25 protein-coding genes and 1 tRNA gene are annotated in these 26,852 nt (G+C 56.3%); 8 read left to right on the forward strand and 18 right to left on the reverse strand.

Going from position 1 to position 26,852, the window contains the following annotated elements:
• Positions 1–106: 106 nt before the first annotated feature.
• A complete protein-coding gene (gene glnE, locus AC1MDE_RS06465) occupies positions 107–2,965 on the reverse strand; it encodes a bifunctional [glutamate--ammonia ligase]-adenylyl-L-tyrosine phosphorylase/[glutamate--ammonia-ligase] adenylyltransferase (protein ID WP_480344393.1) in 2,859 nt (952 codons plus the stop codon).
• Between the two features lie 31 nt (positions 2,966–2,996).
• Positions 2,997–4,307, reverse strand: coding sequence for a CYTH domain-containing protein (locus AC1MDE_RS06470; RefSeq protein WP_479399627.1), 1,311 nt, complete (start codon positions 4,305–4,307; stop codon positions 2,997–2,999).
• Between the two features lie 204 nt (positions 4,308–4,511).
• Here AC1MDE_RS06470 and AC1MDE_RS06475 point away from each other — a divergent pair, with 204 nt between their 5' ends.
• Positions 4,512–5,135, forward strand: coding sequence for a TIGR04211 family SH3 domain-containing protein (locus tag AC1MDE_RS06475; RefSeq protein WP_034828360.1), 624 nt, complete (start codon positions 4,512–4,514; stop codon positions 5,133–5,135).
• Between the two features lie 141 nt (positions 5,136–5,276).
• Positions 5,277–6,509 carry a multifunctional CCA addition/repair protein gene (locus tag AC1MDE_RS06480; protein ID WP_058959466.1) on the forward strand — a complete coding sequence of 411 codons (1,233 nt, stop codon included), beginning with the start codon at positions 5,277–5,279 and terminating at the stop codon, positions 6,507–6,509.
• Positions 6,510–6,526: 17 nt separating this feature from the next.
• Here AC1MDE_RS06480 and bacA read toward each other — a convergent pair whose 3' ends face one another.
• Complete coding sequence (bacA, locus tag AC1MDE_RS06485) at positions 6,527–7,345, reverse strand: undecaprenyl-diphosphate phosphatase (protein ID WP_058959467.1); 819 nt, start codon at positions 7,343–7,345, stop codon at positions 6,527–6,529.
• Between the two features lie 191 nt (positions 7,346–7,536).
• On the reverse strand, positions 7,537–7,896 hold the full coding sequence (folB, locus tag AC1MDE_RS06490; protein WP_034828354.1) for a bifunctional dihydroneopterin aldolase/7,8-dihydroneopterin epimerase: 360 nt from the start codon (positions 7,894–7,896) through the stop codon (positions 7,537–7,539).
• Positions 7,897–8,003: 107 nt separating this feature from the next.
• Between folB and plsY the strand changes: the two genes are divergently transcribed.
• A complete protein-coding gene (gene plsY / locus AC1MDE_RS06495) occupies positions 8,004–8,603 on the forward strand; it encodes a glycerol-3-phosphate 1-O-acyltransferase PlsY (RefSeq protein ID WP_034828352.1) in 600 nt (199 codons plus the stop codon).
• Between the two features lie 30 nt (positions 8,604–8,633).
• On the opposite strand, the gene tsaD is transcribed toward plsY, so the two are convergent.
• Positions 8,634–9,647 (reverse strand): tRNA (adenosine(37)-N6)-threonylcarbamoyltransferase complex transferase subunit TsaD, encoded by a 1,014-nt coding sequence (tsaD, locus tag AC1MDE_RS06500; RefSeq protein ID WP_479399632.1) that lies wholly within the window; start codon positions 9,645–9,647, stop codon positions 8,634–8,636.
• 278 nt (positions 9,648–9,925) lie between these two features.
• On the opposite strand from tsaD, the gene rpsU reads away from it, so the two are divergent.
• The 3 genes from rpsU to rpoD all read left to right on the forward strand — a co-directional run bounded on the left by rpsU (position 9,926) and on the right by rpoD (position 14,211).
• Positions 9,926–10,141, forward strand: a complete 216-nt coding sequence (rpsU, locus tag AC1MDE_RS06505; protein ID WP_001144069.1) for a 30S ribosomal protein S21 — start codon at positions 9,926–9,928, stop codon at positions 10,139–10,141.
• Positions 10,142–10,259: 118 nt separating this feature from the next.
• Positions 10,260–12,005, forward strand: coding sequence for a DNA primase (gene dnaG, locus AC1MDE_RS06510; protein WP_058959469.1), 1,746 nt, complete (start codon positions 10,260–10,262; stop codon positions 12,003–12,005).
• Between the two features lie 364 nt (positions 12,006–12,369).
• Positions 12,370–14,211 carry an RNA polymerase sigma factor RpoD gene (gene rpoD / locus AC1MDE_RS06515; RefSeq protein ID WP_479414322.1) on the forward strand — a complete coding sequence of 614 codons (1,842 nt, stop codon included), beginning with the start codon at positions 12,370–12,372 and terminating at the stop codon, positions 14,209–14,211.
• A 48-nt stretch (positions 14,212–14,259) separates the two neighbouring features.
• Here rpoD and AC1MDE_RS06520 read toward each other — a convergent pair whose 3' ends face one another.
• The 3 genes from AC1MDE_RS06520 to AC1MDE_RS06530 form a co-directional block, all read right to left on the reverse strand.
• A complete protein-coding gene (locus AC1MDE_RS06520; protein ID WP_479414320.1) occupies positions 14,260–15,018 on the reverse strand; it encodes a substrate-binding domain-containing protein in 759 nt (252 codons plus the stop codon).
• Positions 15,019–15,106: 88 nt separating this feature from the next.
• Positions 15,107–15,622: a G/U mismatch-specific DNA glycosylase gene (gene mug / locus AC1MDE_RS06525; protein WP_480344394.1), complete on the reverse strand. Its 516-nt coding sequence runs from the start codon at positions 15,620–15,622 to the stop codon at positions 15,107–15,109.
• Positions 15,619–16,206 carry a TetR/AcrR family transcriptional regulator gene (locus tag AC1MDE_RS06530; RefSeq protein WP_480344395.1) on the reverse strand — a complete coding sequence of 196 codons (588 nt, stop codon included), beginning with the start codon at positions 16,204–16,206 and terminating at the stop codon, positions 15,619–15,621. The genes mug and AC1MDE_RS06530 overlap by 4 nt, the downstream gene beginning before the upstream one ends.
• Before the next feature lie 136 nt (positions 16,207–16,342).
• Between AC1MDE_RS06530 and AC1MDE_RS06535 the strand changes: the two genes are divergently transcribed.
• Positions 16,343–17,125, forward strand: coding sequence for an SDR family NAD(P)-dependent oxidoreductase (locus AC1MDE_RS06535; protein WP_480344396.1), 783 nt, complete (start codon positions 16,343–16,345; stop codon positions 17,123–17,125).
• Positions 17,126–17,328: 203 nt separating this feature from the next.
• Positions 17,329–17,404: transfer RNA gene (locus tag AC1MDE_RS06540), tRNA-Ile, on the forward strand.
• A 366-nt stretch (positions 17,405–17,770) separates the two neighbouring features.
• On the opposite strand, the gene AC1MDE_RS06545 is transcribed toward AC1MDE_RS06540, so the two are convergent.
• The 10 genes from AC1MDE_RS06545 to AC1MDE_RS06590 all read right to left on the reverse strand — a co-directional run bounded on the left by AC1MDE_RS06545 (position 17,771) and on the right by AC1MDE_RS06590 (position 26,704).
• Entirely contained in the window at positions 17,771–18,598 is an 828-nt protein-coding gene (locus AC1MDE_RS06545) for a hypothetical protein (protein WP_480344397.1), read from the reverse strand.
• 255 nt (positions 18,599–18,853) lie between these two features.
• Positions 18,854–19,072 (reverse strand): ogr/Delta-like zinc finger family protein, encoded by a 219-nt coding sequence (locus tag AC1MDE_RS06550; protein ID WP_480344398.1) that lies wholly within the window; start codon positions 19,070–19,072, stop codon positions 18,854–18,856.
• Between the two features lie 62 nt (positions 19,073–19,134).
• The gene (locus AC1MDE_RS06555) at positions 19,135–20,235 is read right to left on the reverse strand and encodes a phage late control D family protein (RefSeq protein WP_480344399.1); all 1,101 of its coding nucleotides are present in this window, start codon (positions 20,233–20,235) and stop codon (positions 19,135–19,137) included.
• Positions 20,232–20,717, reverse strand: a complete 486-nt coding sequence (locus AC1MDE_RS06560; protein ID WP_480344400.1) for a phage tail protein — start codon at positions 20,715–20,717, stop codon at positions 20,232–20,234. The genes AC1MDE_RS06555 and AC1MDE_RS06560 overlap by 4 nt, the downstream gene beginning before the upstream one ends.
• On the reverse strand, positions 20,717–23,863 hold the full coding sequence (locus tag AC1MDE_RS06565) for a phage tail tape measure protein (RefSeq protein WP_480344401.1): 3,147 nt from the start codon (positions 23,861–23,863) through the stop codon (positions 20,717–20,719). Before AC1MDE_RS06565 ends, AC1MDE_RS06560 begins: the two co-directional genes overlap by 1 nt.
• Positions 23,856–23,975, reverse strand: a complete 120-nt coding sequence (locus AC1MDE_RS06570; RefSeq protein ID WP_071531062.1) for a GpE family phage tail protein — start codon at positions 23,973–23,975, stop codon at positions 23,856–23,858. Before AC1MDE_RS06570 ends, AC1MDE_RS06565 begins: the two co-directional genes overlap by 8 nt.
• A 14-nt stretch (positions 23,976–23,989) precedes the next feature.
• Complete coding sequence (locus tag AC1MDE_RS06575; RefSeq protein WP_480344402.1) at positions 23,990–24,292, reverse strand: phage tail assembly protein; 303 nt, start codon at positions 24,290–24,292, stop codon at positions 23,990–23,992.
• 54 nt (positions 24,293–24,346) lie between these two features.
• The gene (locus AC1MDE_RS06580) at positions 24,347–24,862 is read right to left on the reverse strand and encodes a phage major tail tube protein (RefSeq protein WP_480344403.1); all 516 of its coding nucleotides are present in this window, start codon (positions 24,860–24,862) and stop codon (positions 24,347–24,349) included.
• Between the two features lie 12 nt (positions 24,863–24,874).
• Entirely contained in the window at positions 24,875–26,044 is a 1,170-nt protein-coding gene (locus tag AC1MDE_RS06585; RefSeq protein ID WP_480344404.1) for a phage tail sheath protein, read from the reverse strand.
• A gap of 45 nt (positions 26,045–26,089) precedes the next feature.
• Positions 26,090–26,704, reverse strand: coding sequence for a recombinase family protein (locus tag AC1MDE_RS06590; RefSeq protein WP_480344405.1), 615 nt, complete (start codon positions 26,702–26,704; stop codon positions 26,090–26,092).
• Positions 26,705–26,852 lie beyond the last annotated feature (148 nt).

The raw sequence follows: 26,852 nt of genomic DNA on the forward strand, positions 1-26,852 counted from the left end.
TCAAAATTATGTGCGGATAATAACATACCCCGATGAGACTTCGAGCCACAGGTGCGAGGGCTGCGCGCCTTCCTGTAGGCCGGGTCACTAAGGGCGAAGCGTTATTTTACGCTTCCGCGCTATCAGATTCGGTGGCAGCCAGCCAGCGTTGCCAACTGCGATGCACGGCAGCCCGCTCAGTAGCAAAAGATTCCGGCGCAACGTGCCCCGGCAGCTCCTGCAATGCCAGATGGTGCAATGCATCACGCAGCGTGACATAGGCGTGAGTCAATGCCTGCGCTTCTTCTGCATCCATGATCTCCTGACGCGCCATCAACTCAAAAATACGCACATTGTCTGACCAGCGCGTCAACGCAGGCTGCTCTGCCGCGTAGCCTAAGACAAGATATTGCGCGATGAATTCAATATCGGTGATGCCGCCCTCATCGGTTTTGATCTCCCAGCGCCCTTTGTGCTTGTTACTGAGGTGGGCACGCATTTTCTCGCGCATTTCACGCACTTCTTTTTGCAGTGCAGGACGCTCACGCGGCAGGCAAAGAATGCCGCGACGGATGTCATTGAAGCGATCGCAGAGCGACGTCTCACCAAACACAATACGCGCACGCACCAGCGCCTGATGTTCCCAGGTCCAGGCTTCATTACGCTGATAATCATCGAAGGCGGCAAAGGTACTCACCAGCATGCCCGCCGCGCCAGACGGACGCAGCCGCGCATCGACTTCATACAAGATGCCTGAGGAGGTGCGCGTGCTGAACAGATGCATCACGCGCTGCGCCAGCCGCAGGTAAAACTGGCGGCCATCAATCACGCGTTCGCCATCAGTTTCCGCATCGTCCGGGCAGTCGTGCAGGAACACCAAATCCAGATCGGAGCTGTAACCCAGCTCCCAGCCACCCAGTTTGCCGTAGCCGACCACGGCAAAACCACGCTCGCTGTCGCTGGTGAGGTGCGAAGGACGACCATAGCGCTGCACCATCATTTGCCACGCTTGCTGCACCACCGATTCGATAATGGCTTCCGCCAGCCAGGTTAAGTGATCACTCACTTTCATCACCGGCAGCGTTTCAGCGATATCGGCAGCGGCAATACGCAGATGCTGCGCCTGCTTGAACTGGCGCAGCGCTTCCAGCTGCTGTTCTTCATCATCGGTAGGAATGCGCAGCAGATACTGGCGCAATTCATCGCGATACGCATCGGTGGCTGTCGCCTGGTACAGCGTGGCGGGATCGAGCAGTTCATCCAGCAACAGCGGATAACGTGCCAGCTGGCTGGCGACCATCGGCGAGGCGGCACACAGGCGGATCAGATGACGAAGTGCGCCGTGGTATTCCGTCAGCAGCTCCAGATAAGTGCTGCGGGTTAACACACCGAGCAGCAGCGGCGTCAGGCGACCCAGTACCACATCGGCATCTTCGCGTGGACAGACTTCACTCAACAGGCGCGGCATCAGTTGATCAAGCGCCAGACGTCCACGCGGACCGATGGTACGGCGGCTGACATCCTGGCGGAAACTGTTGAGCGATTCGTACAGCGCATGACGTTGCGCTTCGTTCAGCTGTGGCACGACAGGAATGAGATCGCTCTCCTCCAGCGTGTCCTGCCACAAGCCTGCGAATTCAGCCAGCTGCGGTTGATCGTCAACGTCTGGCGCATCATCACCAATCAGTTCATCAAAGATACTGCGCACGCCTGCCATCTGCTGTTCAAGCTGCGCCATCAGCGCATCCCAGTCCGCCGCGCCCATCGCCCAGGCTAAACGCTGACGATCGAGTGGGTTTTCCGGCAGCGTTTGCGTCTGCTCATCGTTGATGCTTTGCAGCAGGTTTTCCAGACGACGCAGGAACAGATAGGCCCCGCGCAAATGTTCCACCTGCGCCGAACTCAGCAAAGCCAGTTCACCGATGGCCTGCAGCGTTGGCAGCAGGGAACGGAGCTGAAGTGAGCGCTCACGTCCACCACGAATGAGCTGGAACACCTGCACGATAAATTCGGTTTCGCGAATGCCGCCCGCGCCGAGTTTGATGTTGTCTTTCAGGCCACGACGCCGTACTTCACGTGCAATCATGCCTTTCATGTTACGCAGTGACTGAATCACACTGAAATCGATGTAGCGGCGATAGACGAACGGACGCAGCATCTGCTGCAGTTCCTGGCTCCAGTGGCCCTGGTCGTCGCCCATAAGGCGCGCTTTGACCATCGCGTAACGCTCCCAGTCGCGGCCCTGCTCCTGATAATAGTCTTCCAGCGCAGCAAAGCTCAGCACCAGCGGTCCACTGTCACCAAACGGGCGCAGGCGCATATCCACGCGATAGACGAAACCATCCACGGTAGGCTGATCCAGCACTTTAATCAGGCGCTGGCCCATGCGGGTAAAGAATTGAGCGTTATCGAGTTCGCGACGGCCACCTTGCGTCACGCCGTTTTCCGGCCAGGCAAAGATCAGGTCGATATCGGAAGAGAAGTTGAGTTCGCCGCCGCCCAGCTTGCCCATGCCAAGGATCAGCATGGGCTGCGCTTCACCGGCTTCATTGCACGGCGTGCCGAAATCGCGGCTGCAATCCTGCCACACCCAATCACGAGCGGCAGCGATGAGGATCTCCGCCAGCGTGCTGAGTTGCGTCAGGCTCTGTTCAGTGCTGGCGTGTTGCAGCGCCTGCATCCACGCTATACGCACCAACATATGGCGGCGGAACAGGCGCAGTTCGCGCATCAGGGAAGTTTCATTTTCCACGCCCGCCAGCGCCTGATTTAGCCAGGCACTGTAGTGTTGCCACTCATCTGGTAGAGGCGGTTGCTGCTGGAGCTGTTGCCACAACTCCGGATGCTGCTGCAGGTTATCAACGATAAAGTCACTAAAGGTCAGCGCGCCCGCCTGCTCTGCCGTAAAGGCGGAAGGCGGCATATTCAGGCGCTCGGCCACGATAGCTAACTGCGCCTGCATCAGCGCCGGTAACGGTAACAACATCTTCCCTCCCTGATTCGATTGTGCGTCCGACTTAGCGTTTCACTCCGCTATTCAGCCAGAACGGCGATGGCCGAATGGCCAGATTAACCAGTTGAATCAACCCGCGCTCCTGCTGGATGCGAATCGCATGCTGCAGCTCCTGCCAGCCTGCCAGCCAGACATTCACCTCTTCCGCTGGATAAGCCCCTGCCAGCAGATGCACCGCTAACAGCTGGCGATTCAGGCGCGTGGATTTGTCCTGAAATTCGTTAAACAGCTGCACGTCGACAAAGGTCTCACGCAGATCGGCAGCAATACGGCTGAGCATGATGTCGCTGAAGCGTTTGAACGAACCTTGCAGCTTGCTTTTGCTCTTATCATCCAGCCAGTTCTGCCATTGCGACTCCACCAGCCAGTGAGTAAGTGCTAACTGGGCTTCGACAGAGACCGCAGAAAAACAGGCGGTTTCCGCATCAATTTCTGCATCTGCTAACAGCTCATCGAGACGCGTCAGCTTCTGACGCAGATCGCTGCTCGCCTTGCGCGGCACCAGCGCACCAAATAGCGAGAACGCCTGTCGCAGGGTTTCCAGCGCATCCATCACCGCTTCTTTGGCATCGGCATTTCCACGCAGCCACACTTCTTCATGGTACTGCCACTGGTTAAGACCGGCGGTCATCGCGTTGATCATGCCCTGCTCTACCGTGGCTTTAGCGCCGATTTTTTGTAGCGCTAATGCACGCAGCGGACGGGCAGGATTGCCCTGAGCCAGCTGATAACCGCGCGCGGCTTTGCTCAAGCTGCCCAGGCGCAGGCCGCCTGCGGTGATCAAGGCTTCAGCGAACTTCAGCATGTCGGCGCGCTGGCCGCTTTTCAGCTCCAGCTCCACTTCGTACAGCGGCTCGCTCAATTCACCTGCGGCAACGTCTCCACGATCAAACGCCACTTCAATTTCGCTCTCACCAAACTGCACCAGCCAGGCTTCACGCTGGAAATGGGTGCTGAACAGCGGTTGCAGGCGCTGCTGTAATGCCGCCACATCGGTGCCTTCTGGCCAGATTTCAGCCGGCAGCTGGGCGATATCCAGCGTTGGCTCGGTGAGGTCGACGTTATATTCCGGGCGCTGATGCAGACCGCCCACGGTTTTGCCGGCGGCCTTCAGCGTCATCTCATAACGCTGATCGACACCGCGGATGCGCAGGCCCATGTCCCAACGACGTAGCTGATTGTCATCGGTCTCAAAATAGATGTTGGTCAGCTCGCGTGCGGCGAAGTGCTGATGTGGCCACGCGGCAAGGGTTTCACCGAGTTTTTCGGCGGCTTGTGGTGTGGCAATGAACTTTAATTCGATTTCGATGGTCATAATTTTTTATTCAATACGCTGCTGGCACTTACGAGTTTAATCTGGCGAAGAGTAATGCACCGGAAGCCCGCTGTCTCCGCTTTCTTGTGCTTTTACGACCCTTTTCGCACCAGATTGAGACCAGGATAGTTCTCATTCAGATTTTTGAGAAGCGTCTCCAGACTGTGCCGGTAATTTTACGCCATTAAGAAAAAACGACATCGAATGAAAAAAATCACACTTGCTGCCCTTTCTTTGCTGGCATTTAGCGCCATCGCCCCCGTTCATGCTGCTGACGAAAAGCGTTATATCTCCGATGAATTATCCACTTGGGTACGCAGCGGCCCGGGCGATCAATATCGCCTGATTGGCAAGTTGAATGCCGGAGAGGAAGTCACCCTGTTGCAGGTCAACAACGATTCCCAATATGGCCAGATTCGTGATGCCGAAGGGAAAACCAACTGGATCCCACTGTCCCAGTTGAGTGCCGAACCGAGCCTGCGCACTCGCGTGCCACAGCTGGAGCAACAGGTCAAAGATCTCACCGCTAAGCTGGCGAATATCGACAACAGCTGGAATCAGCGTACTTCTGAAATGCAGAGTAAAGTGGCGAACAGCGACGGCACCATTGACGGCCTGAAAGCGGAAAATCAAAAGCTGAAAAATGAGCTGATTGTCGCGCAGAAAAAAGTCAGCGCCGCGAACGTCCAGTTGGATGACAAACAGCGCACCATCATCATGCAGTGGTTTATGTATGGCGGCGGCGTGTTAGGTGTTGGCTTACTGCTTGGTTTGGTGCTGCCGCACATGGTGCCGCGCCGCAAGAAAAACGATCGCTGGATGAACTAAAACCGCCACGCCGATTTGTTCTTTTCTTCAAGGGGATCGTAAGATGCCCCTTTTGGCGTGCCCGATATTTAGCCAAAGTATGCAACAATAACGCAACATGCGTGCACGGCGCGCAGAATACATTGCCTCTGGAGTGGTTGAGTGAAGACGTTTCTGGTCGGTGGCGCGGTGCGTGATGCCTTACTGCGTTTGCCGGTAAAAGATAGAGATTGGGTGGTGGTCGGTGCCACACCTGAAGCGATGCTGGCACAAGGTTATCAGCAGGTGGGCCGGGATTTTCCGGTTTTTTTGCACCCACGCAGTCGAGAAGAGTATGCACTGGCGCGTACCGAACGCAAAAATGGCAAAGGCTACACCGGTTTTGTCACACAATTTGCCCCAGACGTGACGCTGGAGCAGGATTTGCAGCGCCGCGATCTCACCATCAATGCCATTGCGCAGGCCGACGACGGCAGCTTAATCGACCCTTATCGCGGACAGCAGGATTTGGCGAAACGCACCCTGCGCCATGTCTCATCCGCCTTTAACGAAGATCCACTGCGCGTCCTGCGTGTGGCGCGTTTCGCTGCCCGTTTTGCCCACCTCAATTTCCGTGTCGCGGATGAAACGCAGGCCTTAATGCGTGAGATGGCGGAGAGCGGCGAATTAGCTGACCTTACGGCCGAACGCGTGTGGAAAGAGACCGAGAAGGCACTGCTGACCCGCAATCCGCAGGTCTATTTTCAGGTATTGCGTGACTGCGGCGCATTGCAGGTGCTGTTCCCGGAGCTGGATAACCTGTACGGCATTCCGGCGCCGATCAAATGGCATCCCGAAATTGATACCGGCGTGCATGCGTTAATGACGCTGACGATGTCTGCCGCACTGTCAGAGGAGCTGGATGTGCGCTTTGCCACGCTGTTCCACGATGTCGGTAAAGCATTAACGCCGCCAGAAAAATGGCCGAGTCATCATGGTCACGGTTTAGCCGGCGTGCCGATTGTCGAAGCACTGTGCCAGCGGCTGCGCGTGCCCAATCAGGTGCGCGATCTGGCGTTAATCGTCACCGAATTCCACGATATCGTCCACACCATTGAACGCCAGTCAGCGGAATCACTGGTTGCCCTGTTCGATCGCATTGATGCATGGCGCAAGCCCGATCGCGTAGAGAAGATGGCACTGACCAGCGAAGCCGATGCGCGTGGTCGCACCGGAATGGAAAGCATGGCCTATCCACAAGGCGATTATCTGCGTCAGGCGTTTGCGCTGGCTCAGGCGGTGCCAACGAAGGATGTGGTTGCAGCAGGTTTTAAAGGACCAGCCGTGCGGGAAGAGTTGACGCGTCGTCGGGTGATGGCAGTGCAGGATGGGTTGATCAACGTGCGGCCAGCATAACCGGCCGCACGCCGCGCTTACATGAAGATGGCGTAAACCGCCGCCGCCACAATAAAGCGATAGATAGCGAACGAAACAAACGAAATACGTTTAATCAGTTCCAGGAACACTTTGATCGCCAGCAGAGCCACGATAAAGGCGGTCACGAAGCCGACGGCGAACATTGGGAAATCCTGCATGGTCAGGAAGCCCATGCTCTTGTAGAGATCCAATCCGGTGGCACCAATCATCATCGGCACCGCAAGGATGAATGAGAACTCTGATGCAGCATAACGGCTCACGCCCATCAGCATACCGCCAGAAATGGTGGCACCCGAGCGCGAGAAGCCCGGCCACAGCGCCAGACACTGGAAGCAGCCAATCATAAACGCCTGGCGGTAAGTGATATCATCGATACCTACCGCTTTAGGCTGTTTAGGTTTGAAGTACTCAGCCACCAACAGCAACACGCCGCCGACGACCAGTGCGTACATCACGTTAATCGGATTAAACAGGCTTTTGATTTGATCGTGCAGCAGCAAGCCAATCACCACCGCCGGAACCATACCTAACAAAATGTGAATCAGGGTCAGTTTCCCGGTTCCAGTGCCTTCATGCGGCTCTTTACCGAAGTGAATACCAATCAGTCCGAACAGGCGACGCCAGAACATCACCACTACCGCTAAAATTGAACCCAGCTGAATGACGACTTCAAAGGTTTCAGCTTTATCGCCCTCGAAGCCCAACAGATGGCCAACGATGATCATATGGCCCGTAGAAGAGACCGGCAGGAATTCCGTGAGGCCTTCCACAACCCCCAGGATTGCAGCAACCCAAAGCTGGTGAATATCTGCCATCAAAATTTTTCCTCTATCCGTTTTAAACAGTAAAAAGGCGGTCGCAAGGTGCTACCGCCTAAAATTATGCCTGCGCCACGCTGAAGGAAACCTTAAGAAAATCGGCAAGTTCGCGTCCGTTAGCGCAACGGCCTCAAGTGAGACACACCATAATTTGGTTTGGTTTCATTGTGATGGCAATCACGGATGATTTATTTAGGAATAGTCCCGCGCTCGATACGCACGCCAACGGTCGCTGCCTGGGCCACCGCGCCAGGTTTCCCGACCTTGATGCGCACACCGGGCGTTTTGAAACGATTCATCAACAGATCGGCAATTTCTTCCGCCACGCGTTCGACCAGGGCAAAGCGCTGGCCCTGCAGATGATTGAGGATAACCTCGGTGACATCGGCGTAGCTCAGACAGTCGTTCACATCGTCACTCACCGCAGCACGACGGTTGTCCCACGCCATTTCGACATCGAGCACCAGCTTCTGCTGCATGCCCTGTTCCCAGTCGTAAACGCCAATGGTGGTGAACACGGTGAGTTGTTCTATAAATACGATATCCATGATGTCAGTCTCTGTTTTTGGCTAAGCCGGATACCACTTCCGGCGGATTATGCGTATTATCCACGCTTATCGAGAACAAAACGACCCAAAAGGAACGGTACGAGGCTATGAGTGCTATCGCGCTTGGTATGATTATTTTCGCGTATCTTTGCGGCTCGATTTCCAGTGCGATCCTGGTTTGTAAACTCGCGCGCTTACCCGATCCGCGTACCGCCGGCTCCGGCAACCCTGGTGCGACCAACGTGTTGCGCATTGGTGGTAAAGCCGCTGCGGCTGCGGTACTGATCTTCGATGTGGCAAAAGGGATGATTCCGGTGTGGATCGCCTATCTGCTGCACGTCACGCCGATGTATCTCGGCTTAACCGCGATTGCCGCCTGTCTCGGCCATATCTATCCGGTGTTTTTCCGTTTTCGTGGTGGTAAAGGCGTGGCAACCGCATTCGGTGCGATCGCGCCCATTGGCTGGGATTTGACGGGATTGATGACCGGCACCTGGCTGCTGACGGTGCTGCTGAGCGGCTACTCCTCGCTGGGTGCGATTGTCAGTGCGCTGATTGCCCCGTTCTACGTGTGGTGGTTCAAACCGCAGTTTACCTTCCCGGTTTCGATGCTCTCCTGTTTGATTCTGTTGCGTCATCACGACAACATCCAGCGCCTGTGGCGCGGGCAGGAAAATAAGATCTGGAAGCGGAAAAAGAAGAAATAAAAAAACCGGCGCGATGCCGGTTTTTTCGTTTTAGATGGCGGGCAATTCGGCCAGTGGCCAACGTGGCCGGACACTGACGCCCAATCCACCGCGTGTGCCGCCTTTCAGCCGCACCATGCCAGCGTAGGCAATCATCGCGCCGTTATCAGTACAGAACTCCGGGCGTGCATAAAACACCTCGCCACCGCGCTTTTGCATCATCTCGGCCATACGCTCACGCAGCGTACGGTTGGCGCTGACACCACCGGCAATCACCAGGCGTTTAAAGCCGGTCTGCTCCAGCGCGCGTTTGCACTTGATCATCAGCGTATCCACCACAGCATCCTCAAAAGCACGAGCGATATCGGCACGCGCCTGCTCATCGCCGTTATGTTCACGAATGGTGTTGGCGGCGAAGGTTTTCAAACCCGAGAAGCTGAAATCCAAACCTGGGCGATCGGTCATCGGGCGCGGGAATTTGAAGCGACCCGGCGTGCCCTGCTGCGCCATGCGTGACAGCATCGGCCCGCCTGGATAATCCAGACCGAGCAGTTTGGCGGTTTTATCGAAAGCTTCGCCAGCCGCATCGTCAATCGATTCACCCAGCAAAGTGTATTCACCAATACCCGTGACGCTGATCAACTGCGTGTGACCGCCGGACACCAGCAGTGCCACAAACGGAAACGCCGGTGGATTCTCTTCCAGCATCGGCGCCAGCAGATGGCCTTCCATATGATGCACAGGCACCGCAGGCACATTCCACGCAAACGCCAGTGCACGGCCGATAGTGGCGCCCACTAAAAGCGCACCGACCAAACCTGGACCGGCGGTATAGGCCACGGCATCAATGTCTTTTGCGGCTAATCCGGCTTCTTTCAGCGCAGCCTGAATCAGCGGAACGGTTTTACGCACGTGGTCACGTGAGGCCAGTTCGGGCACTACGCCACCGTAATCGGCGTGCAGTTTGACCTGGCTATATAATTGATTCGCCAACAGACCGGATGCATCGTCATAAATCGCGATGCCGGTTTCATCGCAGGACGTTTCAATACCCAGAACTCGCATAGCTTTTATCACCCTCTTCTTGCGGCGCGCAGTGTAGCACAGGCGAATCACACGCTGGACGACTTTGCCAGGAAAAAGTGTTTTTCTGTCGCACAAAGAGTGCGCTATACTCCACGGCCTGAAAAAACCGGCAGCCGCGATGGCATATGTCTCTGTTGGTTCTAAATTGTTCATGGTGCTTTACAACTCGGCTACGGCTGGAGTAAAATGCTGCACCATTTTAAAAGTGCTGGCGCCGCAGTCAGCAGCAAAACCGAATTTATCGAGGTAAGAGTTACATGCCGGTAATTAAAGTACGTGAAAACGAGCCTTTCGACGTAGCACTGCGTCGCTTCAAGCGTTCTTGCGAGAAAGCAGGTGTTCTGGCGGAAGTTCGTCGTCGTGAGTTTTATGAAAAACCAACGACTGAGCGTAAGCGCGCTAAAGCGTCTGCTGTTAAGCGTCACGCCAAGAAACTGGCTCGCGAAAACGCACGCCGCACTCGTCTGTACTAATTTCTTTCGGAAGTTCGCTTCCGCCGCGTGTTAAACGCAGACAGAGTCAAGTAAGAGGCCGTGCTTTCCGAAAGGAAGCGCGGCTTGTTGCCGTTTATGAGCTGAAAAACCGGGGCTTATGGCTGGACGAATTCCACGCGTATTTATCAATGACTTACTTGCCCGCACGGATATCGTGGATCTTATCGATGCCCGCGTTAAGCTGAAAAAGCAGGGTAAGAACTATCACGCGTGCTGTCCTTTTCATAACGAGAAAACCCCCTCTTTCACCGTAAGCGGTGAGAAGCAGTTTTATTACTGCTTCGGCTGTGGCGCCAAAGGTAACGCCATCGACTTCCTGATGAATCACGATCGTCTGGATTTCGTTGAAAGCGTTGAGGAGCTGGCCACGCAACACGGCTTAGAAGTGCCGTATGAAGCGGGCAACGGCCCCAGCCCGATGGAACGTCATCAGCGCCAAAGTCTGTATCAGCTGCTGGAAGGCCTCGACGGTTTCTATCAGCAAAGCCTGCGTAACCCGCAAGCGACATCTGCACAAAATTATCTCGCCACACGCGGTCTCAGCCAGCAAGTGATCGATCACTTCGCGATTGGTTATGCGCCAGCAGGCTGGGATAACGTGCTGAAACGTTTTGGTCAGCAGAAAGAGGACCGCGAATCCTTGATGGAAGCGGGCATGCTGGTCAGTAACGATTCCGGCCGCACTTATGATCGTTTCCGCGATCGCGTGATGTTCCCGATTCGCGATAAGCGTGGGCGCGTCATTGGCTTTGGTGGACGTGTACTGGGCAACGATACGCCGAAGTACCTTAACTCGCCGGAAACACCGATTTTCCATAAAGGCCGTCAGCTATATGGCCTGTATGAAGCGCAAAAGAATCATCCGCAGCCAGCGCGTTTACTGGTTGTAGAAGGCTATATGGACGTGGTGGCGCTGGCGCAATTTGGCATCGATTATGCCGTTGCTTCGCTGGGCACCTCGACCACCGCGGAACACATTCAGCTGCTGTTCCGCTCTACCGACACGGTGATTTGCTGTTACGACGGTGACCGCGCGGGGCGCGAAGCCGCATGGCGTGCATTGGAAACCGCATTGCCTTACATGAATGACGGTCGTCAGCTACGCTTTATGTTTTTGCCAGATGGCGAGGACCCGGACACGCTGGTGCGTAAAGAAGGCAAAGAGGCGTTTGAAGCGCGGATGGAGCAGGCTTTACCGCTCTCCACGTTTTTATTCGACAGCCTGATGCCGCAGGTCGATCTGAGCACGCGTGACGGTAAAACCAAGCTGGCAACGCTGGCGCTGCCTTTGATTAGCCAGATCCCCGGTGAAACCTTACGCATTTATATGCGTCAGAATCTGGGTAATAAACTCGGCATTCTTGACGATAACCAGTTAGACAAGCTGATGCCAAAGCAGGCAGAAAGCGGCACTGCGCCAACGCCTCCCCCGTTGAAGCGCACCACCATGCGCGTGTTGATTGCGTTACTGGTGCAGAATCCGCAATTTGCCGCCATCGTTCCTACGCTGGACGGGCTTGAGCAGTCAAAAATGGCGGGTTTGCCGCTGTTTGTGGAGTTAGTCAGTCGTTGTACGGAGAATCCTGGCCTGACGACCGGACAGCTACTAGAGTTATATCGCGGGACAGAATTTAGCCAGCCCCTTGAAACGCTGGCAACCTGGAACCACATGATAGTGGATGAAGAAGCAGAAGCCGTGTTCCAGGATTCACTGGCGAGTCTTTATGACTCAGCCCTTGAACAGCGCCTTGAAGCGCTTATCGCACGCGACCGTACCGAAGGCCTGAGCGCCGCCGAACGCCGCGAGTTCTGGGCCTTAAGCCAGGCATTAGCGAAAAAATAAGATTATTACCGGGTCAGAACTGTGAAGGCTGTGAAAGCACACATTCTGACTTGGGTGTACGGTTTTCGCTTTTTTAAGCACACCGTACGAGGGCCGTCGGCGTCGAAGCCAGTTTCGTTACCGCCAGCGCGCAGCAACCGGAGCGTACTGAAGTACGTGAGGATTGCGAGCACTGCCGGGGACGAAAATGGCGAGTAAGCCAGGCCCGCAAAGAAAGAACTCAAGCGGCTTAAGTGCCGATATATGAAGGGTCGATACCCTGGCCGCGTTGAAGGCAGCGGCAAAAGAACAACGCCTTCACTGTTATAGTTGGCTCGCTGCCGACCGACACCAATCTAATTAACAGAAGTGTGGATACCGTCTTATGGAGCAAAACCCGCAGTCACAGCTTAAGCTGCTTGTCACCCGTGGTAAGGAGCAGGGCTATCTGACCTATGCTGAGGTCAATGACCATCTGCCGGAAGATATCGTCGACTCCGATCAGATCGAAGACATCATCCAGATGATTAACGACATGGGTATTCAGGTAGTTGAAGAAGCGCCTGATGCCGATGATCTGATGCTGAATGAAAACAGTACTGATACTGACGAAGATGCCGCAGAAGCTGCCGCGCAGGTACTCTCTAGCGTTGAATCTGAAATTGGTCGTACTACTGACCCTGTGCGTATGTACATGCGCGAAATGGGTACCGTTGAGCTGCTGACACGTGAAGGCGAAATCGACATCGCCAAGCGTATCGAAGACGGTATCAACCAGGTTCAGTGCTCTGTTGCTGAGTACCCGGAAGCCATTACCTATCTGCTCGATCAGTACGATCGCGTGGAAGCGGGCGAATCTCGCCTGTCTGACCTGATCACTGGCTTTGTTGATCCGAACGCGGAAGAAGATATCGCGCCAACGGCGACTCACGTCGGCTCTGAACTGTCTGAAGAAGACCGTAACGACGACGAAGAAGAAGACGAAGATGATGACGACAGTTCTGACGATGATAACTCCATCGATCCAGAACTGGCGCGCGAGAAGTTCAACGATCTGCGCACCCAGTACGAAACCACCCGTACCGTAATCAAAGCCAAAGGCCGCAGCCACGCTGATGCCGTTGCAGAAATCAATAACCTGTCTGAAGTGTTCAAACAGTTCCGCCTGGTGCCGAAGCAATTCGACTACCTGGTGAACAGTATGCGCGTCATGATGGAGCGCGTGCGTACGCAAGAGCGCCTGATCATGAAGCTGTGTATTGAAATCTGCAAAATGCCGAAAAAGAACTTCATCACCCTGTTCACCGGCAACGAAACCAGCCCAAGCTGGTTCAAAGCGGCGCTGGCCATGAATAAACCATGGTCTGAGAAGCTGCTGGAAGTTGAAGATGAAGTGACGCGTTCACTGCAGAAACTGCAGCAGATTGAAGAAGAAACCGGCCTGACCATCGAGCAGGTTAAAGATATCAACCGTCGCATGTCGATCGGCGAAGCCAAAGCGCGTCGTGCGAAGAAAGAGATGGTTGAAGCTAACTTGCGTCTGGTTATTTCTATCGCGAAGAAATACACCAACCGTGGTCTGCAGTTCCTCGATCTGATTCAGGAAGGTAACATCGGCCTGATGAAAGCGGTTGATAAGTTTGAATACCGTCGTGGTTATAAATTCTCAACTTATGCGACCTGGTGGATTCGTCAGGCTATCACCCGTTCTATCGCCGACCAGGCGCGTACCATCCGTATTCCGGTGCATATGATTGAGACCATCAACAAGCTCAACCGTATTTCGCGCCAGATGCTGCAAGAGATGGGCCGTGAGCCAACGCCGGAAGAGCTGGCTGAACGTATGCTGATGCCAGAAGATAAAATCCGCAAAGTGCTGAAAATCGCTAAAGAGCCGATCTCCATGGAGACGCCGATTGGTGATGATGAAGATTCGCATCTGGGCGATTTTATCGAAGACACCACGCTGGAGCTGCCGCTGGATTCTGCTACCTCAGAAAGCCTGCGTTCAGCCACCCACGACGTGCTGGCGGGTCTGACTGCGCGTGAAGCGAAAGTCCTGCGTATGCGTTTCGGTATCGATATGAACACCGACCACACGCTGGAAGAGGTTGGCAAACAGTTTGACGTTACCCGTGAGCGTATTCGTCAGATCGAAGCCAAGGCGCTGCGTAAGCTGCGTCACCCAAGCCGCTCCGAAGTACTGCGTAGCTTCCTTGACGATTAATCCTCGTTAAGACGAAAAACCCCGGCTTGCCGGGGTTTTTTATTGCCTTCAAAACGGCGTCAGCCCTTTTTCCTGCATCATTTTGCGCGCGTTATCGCTCTGTAAATACTTCACAAACTGCGCTGCCGCCTGCTTCTGCTGGGTGCTACGCGTAATCACCGCGCCGTATAGCGTATCCTGCTGCACCGTTGGCGGAATCAGTCCGACAATGGTAATCCCCTTCACTGCCTGCAATTCACTGTTCTGCTGGAAGCCCAGCTCCGCTTTGCCCTGCGCCACCGCTTCACCCACTGGCGTGGCGGGGATCACGGACACTTTGCTGGCGGTCTTCGGCCCCAACTTCAGCTTACTCAGCATTTTGCCTTGAATATATTTGCCGCTGGCACTGTCTGATATCGCGATGCTGGATGCTTCCGTGAGAACCTGTTTGAATTTCGCCACGGTGCTGATATCCGGCGGCGTCATGCCCTGCTTCACCGCCATCGCGATATAGGAGTGCGCCAACACCTGATGACTGCTGCTATCAACAAATTTGGCCTGCTCCAGTGGCTTGATAGCGTAATCGACCATCACCAGCACATCGGCATTATCCTGACGTTTCAGACGATTAGGGATCGCCTGTGGCGTATCGCCCATCGATGGCGCCGCTTCCAGCTGCAGGGTATTGCCAGTTTGCTGCTGATAATCCTGCTTCAGGCTCTCAATCACCGGATACATGCCACCGGAGCTAAATACTTTCAGCGTCTCTGCCTGTGCCGTCTGTTGCGCCATCACCAGCAGCGCCGCTAACGCGATTGTGCGTTTCATCTTCCCTCTCTTTATTTGCCATAAAGATTTGGGTTTAGTCAGAAAACGCAAATTGAACAACTTTAGGGCCGCGTTAAGCGGAGCACGCTCACGCGTTATTCTGTAACCAATCATGAAGTTGGTGATAAGCTGCCGCCATCTCCTCTATCGTCGCGCGGTTCAACCCGCTGGGATTGGGCAGCACCCACAAACGCGTTTCGCCCAAGGTTTGCGGCTGCTCGCCCCACTCCACTTTGCGCTGTCGGAACGCTTTCTGGAACGCATCTTTACCCAGCACCGCCAGCGCACGCGGCTGATAGCGTAAGATCTTCTCCTGCAAACGCGCCCCGCCATCGCGCAACTCATCACCCGCCAACTCATTGGCCTGAATGGTCGGACGCTCAACCAGCATGGTAATGCCACAACCGGTTTCCAGCAGCCGCTGCTCCTGTTCCGGTTTCAGCAATTCGCGGGTAAAACCGGCCTGATGGATCACCTTCCAGAAGCGATTCCCCGGATGAGCAAAGTGGAAGCCGGTGTGCGCCGATGACTTGCCCGGATTGATGCCACAAAACAGCACCTGCAAATCCGGTGCAATAATGTCCTGAATATCGTGCTCGCTCATGCACTCTCCAATCCTGCGCGCTGTTTCACCGACCGACGGCTAACCGCCAGCATATTGCGCGCTTCCTCATCATCCGGACAGGCGCGCGCCAGCGCCACCGCACCGACCATTTCGGCCAGCATACTGGCGGCGACATCATCAGCCTGAGGATGGTGCATTTCGTTGAGTGCCTGCGCCAGCCGTTGCCGCACCGCATCACGACGTTGCGAGAACAGCGTGCGTGTTTCAATCGGCAGATGAGCAATCTCACTCACCAGCGCAGGCATCGGGCAGCCTTCTCCCGGCGTGTTGCGATGATGCTCAGAAAGATAGCTGTCGATCAGTTGGGTCAATCGCTCGGCTGGATCTTCGAGTTGGGTGATGGCGGCAAAGCGCTGTGCCGAATCGGCAAACATCTCGGCAATCACCGCTTCAACCAGCGCTTCCCGAGAATCAAAGTGCGCGTAGAAGCCGCCGTGAGTTAAGCCCGCGCGCTTCATCAGCGCCGCCACGCCAATGCCTTCAGTGCCGCATTCACGCATCACCACTGCTGCCTCATCCAGTATGCGCTGCCGCGTGCGCGCCTTGTGGCTCAGCTTTTCCATCTCTCACCATCCTGCTCATCGTTAATGGCAATCAGTGTAATTATTACGATCATCATATTCCAGCTTGACGAAAAATATGATGATCGTCATATTAAGTTCCATCAGATATGACAACCATCATTTAAAGGAACCGACCATGACACAGCAACTGGCTTTGATTACCGGTGCATCCAGCGGCATTGGTGCAACTTACGCGAAACAGCTGGCCGCACGCGGCAGCAATTTGATTCTGGTGGCGCGTGATGCATCACGTCTTAACCAGCTGGCGCAATCACTGCGTGACGCGCACGGCGTGGAAGTGAGTGTGCTGGCGGCCGACCTGACGCGCACTGAAGATTTGCAACGCGTGGCGCAAACCCTTGCGGACAACGAGCGGATTACGATGCTGGTAAACAATGCCGGGATGGCAGTTGAAGGCGAGTTCGTCGCGGGTGATATCTCGCAAATACAAACCATGCTGACGTTAAACATTGTGGCTCTGACGCAGCTGGCACATGCAGCCGCGCAAGCATTCCGCCGCCATGGTACGGGAACGATTGTGAATATCGCTTCCGTGCTGGCACTGGTGAATGAAATGGCGAATGGTGCGTACAACGCCAGTAAGGCCTTTGTGCTCTCGCTGACGCGCAATATGCAGCGTGAGCTGGCGGAGAGTGGCGTGCGTATTCAGGCGGTATTGCCGGGCTTAATCCGTACCGAAATCTTCGAGCGCTCGGGGAAATCGGTTGATGACCTTCCGGCTGAGAGCGTGATGGAGGTTGAGGATTTGGTGGCTGCGGCACTGCGCGGGCTGGATAGCGGTGAGCTGATCACCATTCCTTCAGTGGAAGATCTGGGACTATGGCAGAGCATGGAGAGTGCTCGCTTCGCCATCCTGCCGTTTATCTCGTTGAATAAGCCGGCTTCGCGTTATTTATGAGATGTGAGTGGTGATTGAGATGAGGTGGAAGGATAGCCTTGTCTCAAAAACCTGCTGAGGTTGTGGGCTGATTGAGCGATCTTAGGGGGTGGGAAGGGATTTTTGCTTGGAGATCAAGGAGTCAGAGATTGTTCTAATTTTCACCAACCGATTGGTGAACGCTGGATCACCCCTCCGAGATACTTTATAATCCCCGCTCCGCTGGCCCCTTAGCTCAGTGGTTAGAGCAGGCGACTCATAATCGCTTGGTCGCTGGTTCAAACCCAGCAGGGGCCACCAAATTTAGTGATATAAATCATTCAGTTAAGCCACCTTCTTGGGTGGCTTTTTTGTTTTCATAATTCATCATTGGCAGCAAAATGGCAGCAGATTTTTTTTCAGCCTCAACTGATGCTTACAACTTTGATTCCAAGAGGCTCCCACAGTGGGCTCTAAACCCGTCTCCAAAGGTGCTTGGTAGAGAAAGGATCTATGTTGAAACAACCCTTTGAATCCTTAACCTAACTTGGGAAGATTAATTTTTTATATACACTAATAAAATCATTGAGTTAGATTATAGCGAGTCAGAAAATTTAATTTTTTAGAAGCCTATAAAAATTGTTGCTTATAATTATTATGTGCTTCTTAAAATATAATATGATGGCTTTATCGTTCTAAGTAGCGATCAAGCCAAAGTTCTTCTAACTTTTTGAGACGGATAGGGTCAATGCCTCTTGAAAATTTTTTCTTTTTGTATTCTGCATGCTGTAGAAAATACACCAGAAAAAATGATCTTAATAATGAACTGTAACCATCCAATCGAATAATTTCTTCTTTAAGTCTCCTCTTTCTATCTTTACCCGTAATCTTCTTAGCGTCAGCTGCGCTTTTAATATCCTCAGGGGGAAGATCTTCAAGCCTCACGGCTTCAGCCCATAACATATCAATTAATATTAGACATCTACGTCTGATACCATCGTGACAAGAAAGCCACAAGCGAATTGAACGCTGAACGCTAACATGCTCTTTGTCATTACTATTTCTTTGATGAAATGAATACTCGTAATCCAATAGACTCCTCATGGCAGCGCTTTGCCTTAGGAATTCAGTACCTAATATTGGATAAGCATCACCTACTCGGAGATGTCCTTGCATAATGCGCAGACAAATATCATTAAGTTCGTTGAAAACTCGTATTGCCGGTTCTAACGCCCAAATGTCTCTAGCATTATTACGACTTTCTGCTTTCATCTTATCTATCTCGGCAATGACTTCTAAAGTAGCAATTTGATAGAAGTCTCCAGATGAATGTCCAAAGTAAATAACTTTACTCCAATCAATCCTTATTTCACTCCATCGTTTTCTGTAAGTCTCTGCCCAGTCAAGTCTAAGTTGAGTTCTTTGACTCATTAATATGAAAATCTGACATAAACCAATAAGTGCTAAAACCCCTGTTGCATATGCTGTAAATATAACTGAAGAAGTGTCGCTCATTCTTTAATTCCTTTTCAATTGATTAAACAAGCAAATATTGAAACATTTATTTTTTTCCATCCGATACATACTCATATTATCTATCTTTATTTATTTTAGAGTCATTTATATTGACTTTCAATCTGCCATTTTTTCATATATTTTCATCAAAAAACATTAATTAATTAACAGTTTTCACTTATTTTTTGGAAAATTTCATAACCGATAAAAATTAAAAAAGCCCGGCTAAGCGGGCTCTTCAGAACATAGTTGCGTTCATATCCACAATGGTTGCTGCTGGTTTCTGCCTGGATGCGGCGGCACAGGTTTAACGTTACCCGGTTTCATAATGATCTCAGAAACCGTTTCATGAGATTTAAACGTACAGCTGCAATTGATATTCTGGCACTGGTTATAACGTTCTTTGGTTGTTGCTGATACTTGAAAGCTGCTGCGGGTATGTGCGGCATTCCCGCACAAAGGGCAATTCATCATAATGTCGTCTCCAAACCCCAATTGAGATAAATACTACTCAATTTAACCCTTTTGAGATAGTACTATTCCATTTCAAGCGAATCTATTTTCACTTCAAGTTCAATACTGGTCGTGTAACCATTCTCCGCGCTCAATCCGTGCGTCAGCGTCGTGATAATCCATTCCGCCGTATCAATCTGCTGTTTAAACCCGCTGACCTTCACCGGCATTTCCGTGTAGAGATCGGCCCGGCCACGTGCCAGCTGAATAGAGAACGTTGCCACCCCGCGCTGCAGCCGTTCCCACTGCATTTTGGCGGCGCGCTCGGCGTTGGCCCGGTTCGCATAGGTGCGGCTCAGCACCAGGACGTTTTCATCCGTGCCGATCAGATAGTCGCCCTGCTTTGCCTCCGGCTCCTTCTTCTGCGCGGCGGGCTTTCGCCGCTTACGCTTCACCGTGGCTTCCGGTTTCTTCTTCGGCTCGCGGGTGTGCAGCCAGCTCGCGATCACGCCGGTGTAGGCGTCCCGGTCAGCCAGCGTAAACCGATGGCCATCGCCGTCTTTGCGCACGAGCGTGATGACGGGCAGCACTTTACCGCTGGCTGTTTTACCCTGGCCCTGCCGGATAAACAGCAGGTTGCCGTCCTTGATGCAGGCCACCGCGCCGCACTGTTTTGCCAGGCGCATTAAAAAGCTGGCGTCTGACTCGTTGGTCTGGTCGATGTGATCGAGCGCCATTTTCGCCACGTCGTCGCCCACCGCCGTTTTGAGTTTGTGCCGCCCGGCAATCTCTTTCACCACCTCACCGACGCTGGTCTGGTGCCACGACTTTTCGCGCTTCGTGTTCAGCGTCTGACGGAAGTCCGCGCTGCGCGCGCGCAGGGTCAGCCGGTCCGGCGTGCCGCTGTGCTCGATTTCGTCCACGATGTAGGTGCCTTTCGGGAAAAGCGCCTCCCCTTTCCAGCCCAGCGCCAGCTCCAGCTCAACGCCCCGGCGCGGCATCAGCAGCTGTCCATCCGCGTCGTCCAGCTCGATGTCCAGCTGGTCCGCCTCAAAGCCCCGGTTATCGGTCAGCGTCAGGCTTATGAGTCGCTGCTCAATTTTCTGCGTGATGTCCGCACCGGCAAGCGTCAGCCTGAAGGCGGGCGCATTCGCCTGCCCGTTAATCCAGCTGCCCGCCATCATGAGAACAGCCCGCCCACTGCCGCGCCCACTTTACCGGCGGCGTCGGTGGCCGCGCCCTGCATGGCCGACAGCTGATCGCTGAGGCTGCCGAACATTTCACCTAGCGATTCATCGGTGCGCTTCAGCGTAAGCGTGAACTCAATCCGCCGGCACACGCCGTTGCTGAAGAACTCCGCTTTGGTCTGGCTCATGCTCTCGATCACGAACATGCCGTAAATCGTGCCGCTGCCCTCAATCAGCGGCCACGCGCGCCCCAGCTCGGCAATCTGCTCGAGCGCAAACAGCGACAGCCTGCCGCCGGTGATTTCCGGCAGCAGCACGCCCGACAGCGTGATGGTGTCGTTTTCCGGACCGAGGAACTGCAGCGCCGGGCGCACGCCCACGCGGCTGTTCGACGGGAAGCGCCAGCTGCGCTGGAGCTGCAGCTCCTGATACGGCACCGTCTTGAGCATGAAAACAAACAGGCCCAGCGTCATCATCATTATTCAAACCCTCCACGGTCACGGTAGCTGCTGCGGGCGCGGGACTGCGCCTGCCGCTCTTTCGCCTCAAGCCTGCGCATCACCTCGTCCACCACGTCCTGCGCGTTCTGGCCCGGCTGCTGCACGATGGTGATCGGCGCGTGAATGCTCACGGGCGCTGCGCTCATGCCGGACTGCTGGCGCGGTGCGTCCTGCCGGTACGCCTGCGCGGGCAGGCTCAGCGGGTGCAGCGGCTTCGCCTCCGCCGTTCCGGCAGACATGCCGAGCGTCATCGCCGCCATGGCCGCCAGCTGCGCGGTGCGTTTCCGGCTCGTCACGCTCACCGGCCCGCCTACGATTTCCGGCCCGTTTTCACCCACCACGCCAAACTGGCCCGCCGGGATGTTGCCGCCGGTGTCGTACATGCCCGCAAACGCCGGGAAGCCGCCCGTGGGCAGCGTTACCCCGCCACCGCTGACGCTGGCCGCTTTAGGCGGTTGTGGCAGCTTTGTGCCAGCCGCCGCCTTACTGACGAGGCCGAACTTGTCCAGCAGCTCGCCGATCCCGGCCTTAAGTGAGTCAAGCGGGTGCATCACCATGTTCAGCCCGTCGGCCAGCGCCTGCCCGAACGCTTTGCCCTTCGCGGCGGCGCTGTCCAGTTCGGCCGCCGTGGACTGCACCGGCGTCAGCAGGTCTTTAAACCAGCCAAACAGCGCCTGAACCTTATCGCCAATCCACTGGAAAACCGGCTGCAGCGGTGAAAACGCCTCGCTGATGGGACCGGCGGCGGCCCTGAAGCCGTCCACCACGCCGCCTAAAAAGGCTTTAATCGGTGCCCAGTATTTCCAGATAACCAGCGCCACACCGGCAAGCGCGGCGACGGCCAGCCCGACGGGACTCAGCAGCGCACCCAGCGCCCATATCACCCCCGTCAGCACCGTGCGCAGCAGCGCCAGCGGCGACTTCACCAGCCACATCAGCGCGCCACCGGCACCGCGCACCGAGGCGGCCAGCGGCGCAAGGGCGGCACCGGCCAGCCCGCGCACCTGCGCGCCGAGCGCACGCACACCGGCCATCGGGTTACGGAAAGACGCAACCAGCGTCTGCCCGGCGTCCTGCGCCTTCTCCTTGATTTTCTCCAGCGCGCCCTCGCGGAACGCGTTGAGAATGCCGCCGCTTTCCTCGTCATCGTCACCGCCGCGCAGGGACGCCAGCGCGTCGCGGATTTTCTCCAGCCAGTTCACCGATTCCCCGGCCTCGCCGCCGCTGAACAGTGAGAACAGCTTTTTGATGCCGTCACCTGAAGACGTCAGCCCGGGCGCAAGTTTTGCGAATGCCTTGCCCAGCCCGCCCAGCAGCGGCGAGAGCTTCGCCAGCCCTTTCAGGCCGATCATACTCAGCCCGAAGCGCAGCATCAGGATCGGCCCCAGCACGGCGGCCATGCCCACGGCGAGCGTGCCGAGCGCCAGCGTGACGGTTGCCACCACGGCGGCGATTTTCATCAGCCTGCCGGCCAGCTCCGGGTTCGACTCCACCCAGCGGCGCATGGTGCCGGTGACGCGCTTCACCGCGTCCATGATTTCCAGCAGCGGCTGGCGCAGCGCGTCGCCGAGGCCGCTCAGCGTGTTGGCCGCGCCGGATTTCACCAGCAGCCACTGCGCGGAAAGCGAGTCCTTATTGATGTCGGACTCTTTCTGCATGGAGCCGCTGGCCGCGTTGCCCTGCGTCAGCTGCAGCTGGCGCCGCAGCTCCGGCATGTTGTTGGCGAGCTTCGCCGCGTCCTTGCCGAACTCCTTGCCAAATACCATGGTCATCGCGGTAAGACGCTTGTCGGCGGGCAGGTTGTTCACCTTTTCCAGCACGCGCTGAATGGTGCCCATCGCGTCGGTAGTCATCTGCTTCTCAATCTGTTTCGGATCGAGCTTCAGCAGCGCCATGCCGCCCATAAAGGACTTGCCCTGCATGGTGGCGACGGAGAGTTCACGCACCATGGCGTTTGCCGCGCTGGCGGCGGTTTCCGACGTTGCGCCAAGGCTCAGGAACGTGGAGCCGAGCGCAGCGGCCTTGCGGTAGTCCAGCCTGTCCGCCACGCCGCCCATGCGCTGAAGCACGTCGATAATGTCCGAGCCTTTGGACATCGCGTTGTCGTCCAGGTAGTTCAGCGCGTCGCCCAGCTGCTCGATGTTGCGGGTGGGGATTTTGTAGAGCTGCGCAATCTTGCCCAGCCCCTCGGCCAGCTCACCGGCGGGCAGCTCAAACGCGGTGGATGCCTTCGCCGCCGTGGTGGCAAACGCCAGCAGGTCGCGCTTCTGGTCCTCGTAGGAGTCGTTCTGGTTGGTCACGCCCATGCGCGCGCCGCCCTCAACCAGCGCGGCGTAGTCAATCGCGCCGTTGTCCATCGGCAGCTGCTCGCTGGCGGCCTTGATGGCGGCCTGCATGTCGTAGAACTGCGCCGTGCGGTTGCCGTCGTTGTCGCGCAGGCCGTTCACTTGCTTCGCCACGCCCTTCATGGCGTCTTCCATGTCTGCCGAGGATTTCACGGCGGCCAGCACCGGCGCGCCCATCGCCAGCCCGGCCACGGTGGTCGCCGCACCGGCACCGGCAATTTTATCGCGCACCTCAAGCGAGCGGGCGTGGCGCTCCCGCACCGCGTTGAGTTTCTCCTGCTGCTCGCCGAGCCGCTTCAGCGACTTCTGCTGGCGGTCAATCGCCGCGCGCGCGTCATCGGCGCGGCCTTTCAGGTCGCGCTGTGCCTGGCTTAATTTTTTAGTATCAATGCCGGATTCAGTAAGCGCGGCGCGCTGGCGCTGCACCGAACCCAGCAGGCCGTTATAGCTCTGCTGCAGCTCGCGCACGCGGTTTTTCGCCTGCTCCAGCACCCTCGCCTGCGCGGCGGTGGGCCGGTTAGTCTCGCTGAACTGCGTCGCCAGCTTTGCCGCTTCTTCGCGCGCGCCCTTGAGATTGTTTGCGGTGATGGCAAGCTGTGACCGGGCCTTGCGGAAACCGTCGATGCGCGCGGCCTGCGCGTCTAAATCTTTCAGGCTGGCGCGCGCGGTGCGCAGGGAGTCGGCCAGCTCGCGGGTGCTGGCCTTTGCAGAACGGAAGGGGCGGGTCAGTTTGTCTACCGCGTTAAGAACAACCTGCAGGCGCAAGCCTTTATCACTCATCGCTGGTCCCGTGTCGCATTATCGCCTTATGCCGCCACTCCAGTACCTCGGTCAGCGTCATGAACTCGGTAACGGACGGCGGCCAGTGAAAGACGGTGGCGATGTCCGCCACCAGATCGTCAACCGTCAGGCCGTCGCTAAATCCGACAGCACCGACTTCTTCAGTAAAAAAGTGACCACCTCAACCGACAGGCTCACCAGATCGGCGGGGTCCATCTCGGTGATTTCCTGCGTGGTCAGCGCCGGGGTGGTGACGCGCGGCAGCACGGTGATCATGGCGTTGACGTCCATGTCCATCAGCGCCTGCAGGCGGGTGCCGCGCAGCGCGCCGGACTGCGGCTTGCGCACGACGACGCTTTTAATCTCGGTCTTGCCGCGCTGGATCGGGGTGTCCAGTTCAACGGTTTTTTCGGTGTTTTTGTCGGTCATGATGATGTCTCGCTAAAAGGGGTAAAGGCGGCAGGGTTTGCCCTGCAGGGTTGATTACAGGCCCAGCGCGTTACGGTGCGCTTCCATCAGGTCCGTGCCGTCCACGATGTGAACCATGTTCACCAGGTCAATCTCGTAGAGCACTTCGCCATTGATGGTCAGCTTCGCGTAGCTGTTGGTGCCGGACACTTTGGTGGTGCTGGATTCGCCGGTCTTCCACTCGCCGGAGTCCAGCTCCTTGTGACGTCCGCGCACGACCAACTCCACCGCCTGCACCTCGCCGGTGTCGTCGCGCTGAATAGAGCCGGTGAAGCGCAGCTGCACGCCGTCCACGGTCAGGGTGCCCATCTGCTTGAACAGTTGCGCCTCAACGCCGCCGCAGGTGAACTCGGTATCAAGCGCGCCGTCGTCCAGCCCCATGTCGATGTCCACCGCACCGGCCATGCCGCCGCCGCGATACTTCTCGAACTTGCGGGTGATTTTTGGCAGCGTCACGGACTCAATCAGCCCCTGCCAGTTGTTGCCTGCGTTGAACAGGTTCAGGTGCTTGAGCTTGCGGGGTAATGCCATGATTCAGTCTCCTTATGCGCTGACGCGGCTCGCGAAATCGACCAGATACTGATCGGAGATGCGCTGGCGCAGCAGCAGGTTTTCCAGCGGCGGCACCGGCGTGTAGTCGTAGTCAATCAGCAGCTTGCCCGCCTTGAGCGTGTCCTTGTCGTTCACGCTCTCATCCAGCCAGCAGTCCGCGCCGATGAGATAGCCCTGACTCACGAGGCTGCGCAGCTTGGCGCGAATGCCCTCGATAATGTCGCGGGCCAGCGACGGGTTCAGCGGGCCGTCCACCGCCCACATGTGCGCCTCGGCCATGGTGTCGGCCAGCACCTGCGCGGTGCGGGTGTAGCACTCAAACGCAAACAGCGGGTCATCGCTCAGGCAGCGCGAACCCCAGAAACGGAAACCGTCTTTGCGGATCAGCGTTGTGATGTCGTTCTGGTTCAGCAGGCCGGAGTCGGTAGCCGGATCCTGCAGGTCCCAGAAAACGTCTTTGGAAATGCCGGTAACGCCGTTCACGCCGACGTTCGACAGGGATTTGTGCCAGCCGGTCTGCTCGTCGATTTTGGCGCGCAGGCCGAGCGCGCGGGCGGTGGCGAAGGCCGTCGCGTCCGCTTTCAGCACGGTGTCAAAGTTGATGAAGTCCGGCCAGATGAGCATGCCCTCGCGCTGGCTGAAGTTCGCGCGGTAGGCGATTGCCTCTTCCACGCTTTTACAGCCGTACGCCGACAGGTAGGCAAAGCCGCGCAGGCTCTGCGCCACGCTCAGCAGCTCGGTTGCAACGGCCTGCGTGTCGTGTCCCGGCACGCCGAGAATGCGGGGCTTAACGCCGCACACCGCCTGCGCGGCCAGCAAAGCTTTCATGCCGGTGCGCTGGCCGTCGGTGACGCCGCCGATGATGTTGACGGTGGTTTCCGCCTCGGTTTCGCCCTGCGGCACGCGCACCACGACGGTGAAGGGTTTGGCCTGGTCGGCGATGGCGTCCAGCGAGCGGGCCAGCGTGCCGGACTCGCCCGCCCTGCCGCTCGCGGTAAGAACGTCGGTCAGCAGCACCGGACGGTTAAGCGGGAACGTGGCCGCGTCGGCGTCGTCGCCGGTGCAGACCAGGCCAACAATCGCCGTGCTGATGGTGGTAATAGTTCGCGTGCCCTCGTTGATTTCCTCAACGCGCACGCCGTGGTGATAATCCTGTGCCATATGGCGGTTCTCCTGTGAAGGGGTTCCGCTATGGTCGGCGCTATGTTACTTCGGGGCACTGATTTGCTGTTGTGTGGGTAATGACACAACGGACGAGCGCAGCGCCCGTTGCTCTGATGCGGGGATATAGCGGTATAGCGTTTTGACCGATACGCCGATCACCAGTGATACCTGAAGGAGCGTTGCCCCCTGCGCCAGCATTCGCCTGGCACGCTCCGTGATTTCGGGGGTCATTAAGCGCCGCCTGCCACCAATGCGACCTTTTTCCCGCGCAGCTGCAAGACCGGCGCGTGTTCGCTCCACTATCAATTCACGTTCCATTTCGGCAAGCGCGCCCATGACATGAAAAAAGAATCGCCCCATGGGCGTGCTGGTATCAATGCTGTCCGTCAGGCTGCGAAAGTTAACGCCCCGCTCGCGCAGCTCCTCCGTCAGCATAACCAGATGCTGCATACTTCGCCCCAGCCGATCGAGCTTCCACACAACGAGCGTGTCGCCCTGTCCCAGCGTGCGCAGCGCCTTCTTAAGTCCCGGCCTGTCGCGGGATTTCCCGCTAATTTTATCCTCCAGTATCAGGTCGCAATTTGCGCTCTTTAGCGCGTTACGCTGTAAATCCGTGTTCTGCTCATTTGTTGACACCCTGATATAGCCAATCAGCATGGACTTATCCTGTTAAAAGCCGCGAAGTGTGCCAGCAGGCCGCTAATCAGTGCCAGAAGTATCTTTCTCATAAACCTTGGTTTGGGCGACGGCTCCGCGCTGCCCGTTGGTGTGCCGGTGCCTTGGCCTTTAGCGACGGTACCTACCG

This window comes from Pantoea folii, assembly GCF_056678875.1.

Excerpts from the sequence above, each read along its gene's own strand:
- rpoD (WP_479414322.1), top strand. The coding sequence starts at position 12,370 with ATGGAGCAAAACCCGCAGTCACAGCTTAAGCTGCTTGTCACCCGTGGT.
- AC1MDE_RS06530 (WP_480344395.1), bottom strand. The coding sequence starts at position 16,206 with ATGGAAAAGCTGAGCCACAAGGCGCGCACGCGGCAGCGCATACTGGAT.
- AC1MDE_RS06535 (WP_480344396.1), top strand. The coding sequence starts at position 16,343 with ATGACACAGCAACTGGCTTTGATTACCGGTGCATCCAGCGGCATTGGT.
- mug (WP_480344394.1), bottom strand. The coding sequence starts at position 15,622 with ATGAGCGAGCACGATATTCAGGACATTATTGCACCGGATTTGCAGGTG.
- bacA (WP_058959467.1), bottom strand. The coding sequence starts at position 7,345 with ATGGCAGATATTCACCAGCTTTGGGTTGCTGCAATCCTGGGGGTTGTG.
- AC1MDE_RS06475 (WP_034828360.1), top strand. The coding sequence starts at position 4,512 with ATGAAAAAAATCACACTTGCTGCCCTTTCTTTGCTGGCATTTAGCGCC.
- AC1MDE_RS06585 (WP_480344404.1), bottom strand. The coding sequence starts at position 26,044 with ATGGCACAGGATTATCACCACGGCGTGCGCGTTGAGGAAATCAACGAG.
- AC1MDE_RS06575 (WP_480344402.1), bottom strand. The coding sequence starts at position 24,292 with ATGACCGACAAAAACACCGAAAAAACCGTTGAACTGGACACCCCGATC.
- rpsU (WP_001144069.1), top strand. The coding sequence starts at position 9,926 with ATGCCGGTAATTAAAGTACGTGAAAACGAGCCTTTCGACGTAGCACTG.
- dnaG (WP_058959469.1), top strand. The coding sequence starts at position 10,260 with ATGGCTGGACGAATTCCACGCGTATTTATCAATGACTTACTTGCCCGC.
- AC1MDE_RS06590 (WP_480344405.1), bottom strand. The coding sequence starts at position 26,704 with ATGCTGATTGGCTATATCAGGGTGTCAACAAATGAGCAGAACACGGAT.
- AC1MDE_RS06520 (WP_479414320.1), bottom strand. The coding sequence starts at position 15,018 with ATGAAACGCACAATCGCGTTAGCGGCGCTGCTGGTGATGGCGCAACAG.
- AC1MDE_RS06565 (WP_480344401.1), bottom strand. The coding sequence starts at position 23,863 with ATGAGTGATAAAGGCTTGCGCCTGCAGGTTGTTCTTAACGCGGTAGAC.
- AC1MDE_RS06560 (WP_480344400.1), bottom strand. The coding sequence starts at position 20,717 with ATGATGATGACGCTGGGCCTGTTTGTTTTCATGCTCAAGACGGTGCCG.
- AC1MDE_RS06545 (WP_480344397.1), bottom strand. The coding sequence starts at position 18,598 with ATGAGCGACACTTCTTCAGTTATATTTACAGCATATGCAACAGGGGTT.
- folB (WP_034828354.1), bottom strand. The coding sequence starts at position 7,896 with ATGGATATCGTATTTATAGAACAACTCACCGTGTTCACCACCATTGGC.
- plsY (WP_034828352.1), top strand. The coding sequence starts at position 8,004 with ATGAGTGCTATCGCGCTTGGTATGATTATTTTCGCGTATCTTTGCGGC.
- AC1MDE_RS06470 (WP_479399627.1), bottom strand. The coding sequence starts at position 4,307 with ATGACCATCGAAATCGAATTAAAGTTCATTGCCACACCACAAGCCGCC.
- AC1MDE_RS06550 (WP_480344398.1), bottom strand. The coding sequence starts at position 19,072 with ATGATGAATTGCCCTTTGTGCGGGAATGCCGCACATACCCGCAGCAGC.
- tsaD (WP_479399632.1), bottom strand. The coding sequence starts at position 9,647 with ATGCGAGTTCTGGGTATTGAAACGTCCTGCGATGAAACCGGCATCGCG.
- AC1MDE_RS06555 (WP_480344399.1), bottom strand. The coding sequence starts at position 20,235 with ATGATGGCGGGCAGCTGGATTAACGGGCAGGCGAATGCGCCCGCCTTC.
- glnE (WP_480344393.1), bottom strand. The coding sequence starts at position 2,965 with ATGTTGTTACCGTTACCGGCGCTGATGCAGGCGCAGTTAGCTATCGTG.
- AC1MDE_RS06580 (WP_480344403.1), bottom strand. The coding sequence starts at position 24,862 with ATGGCATTACCCCGCAAGCTCAAGCACCTGAACCTGTTCAACGCAGGC.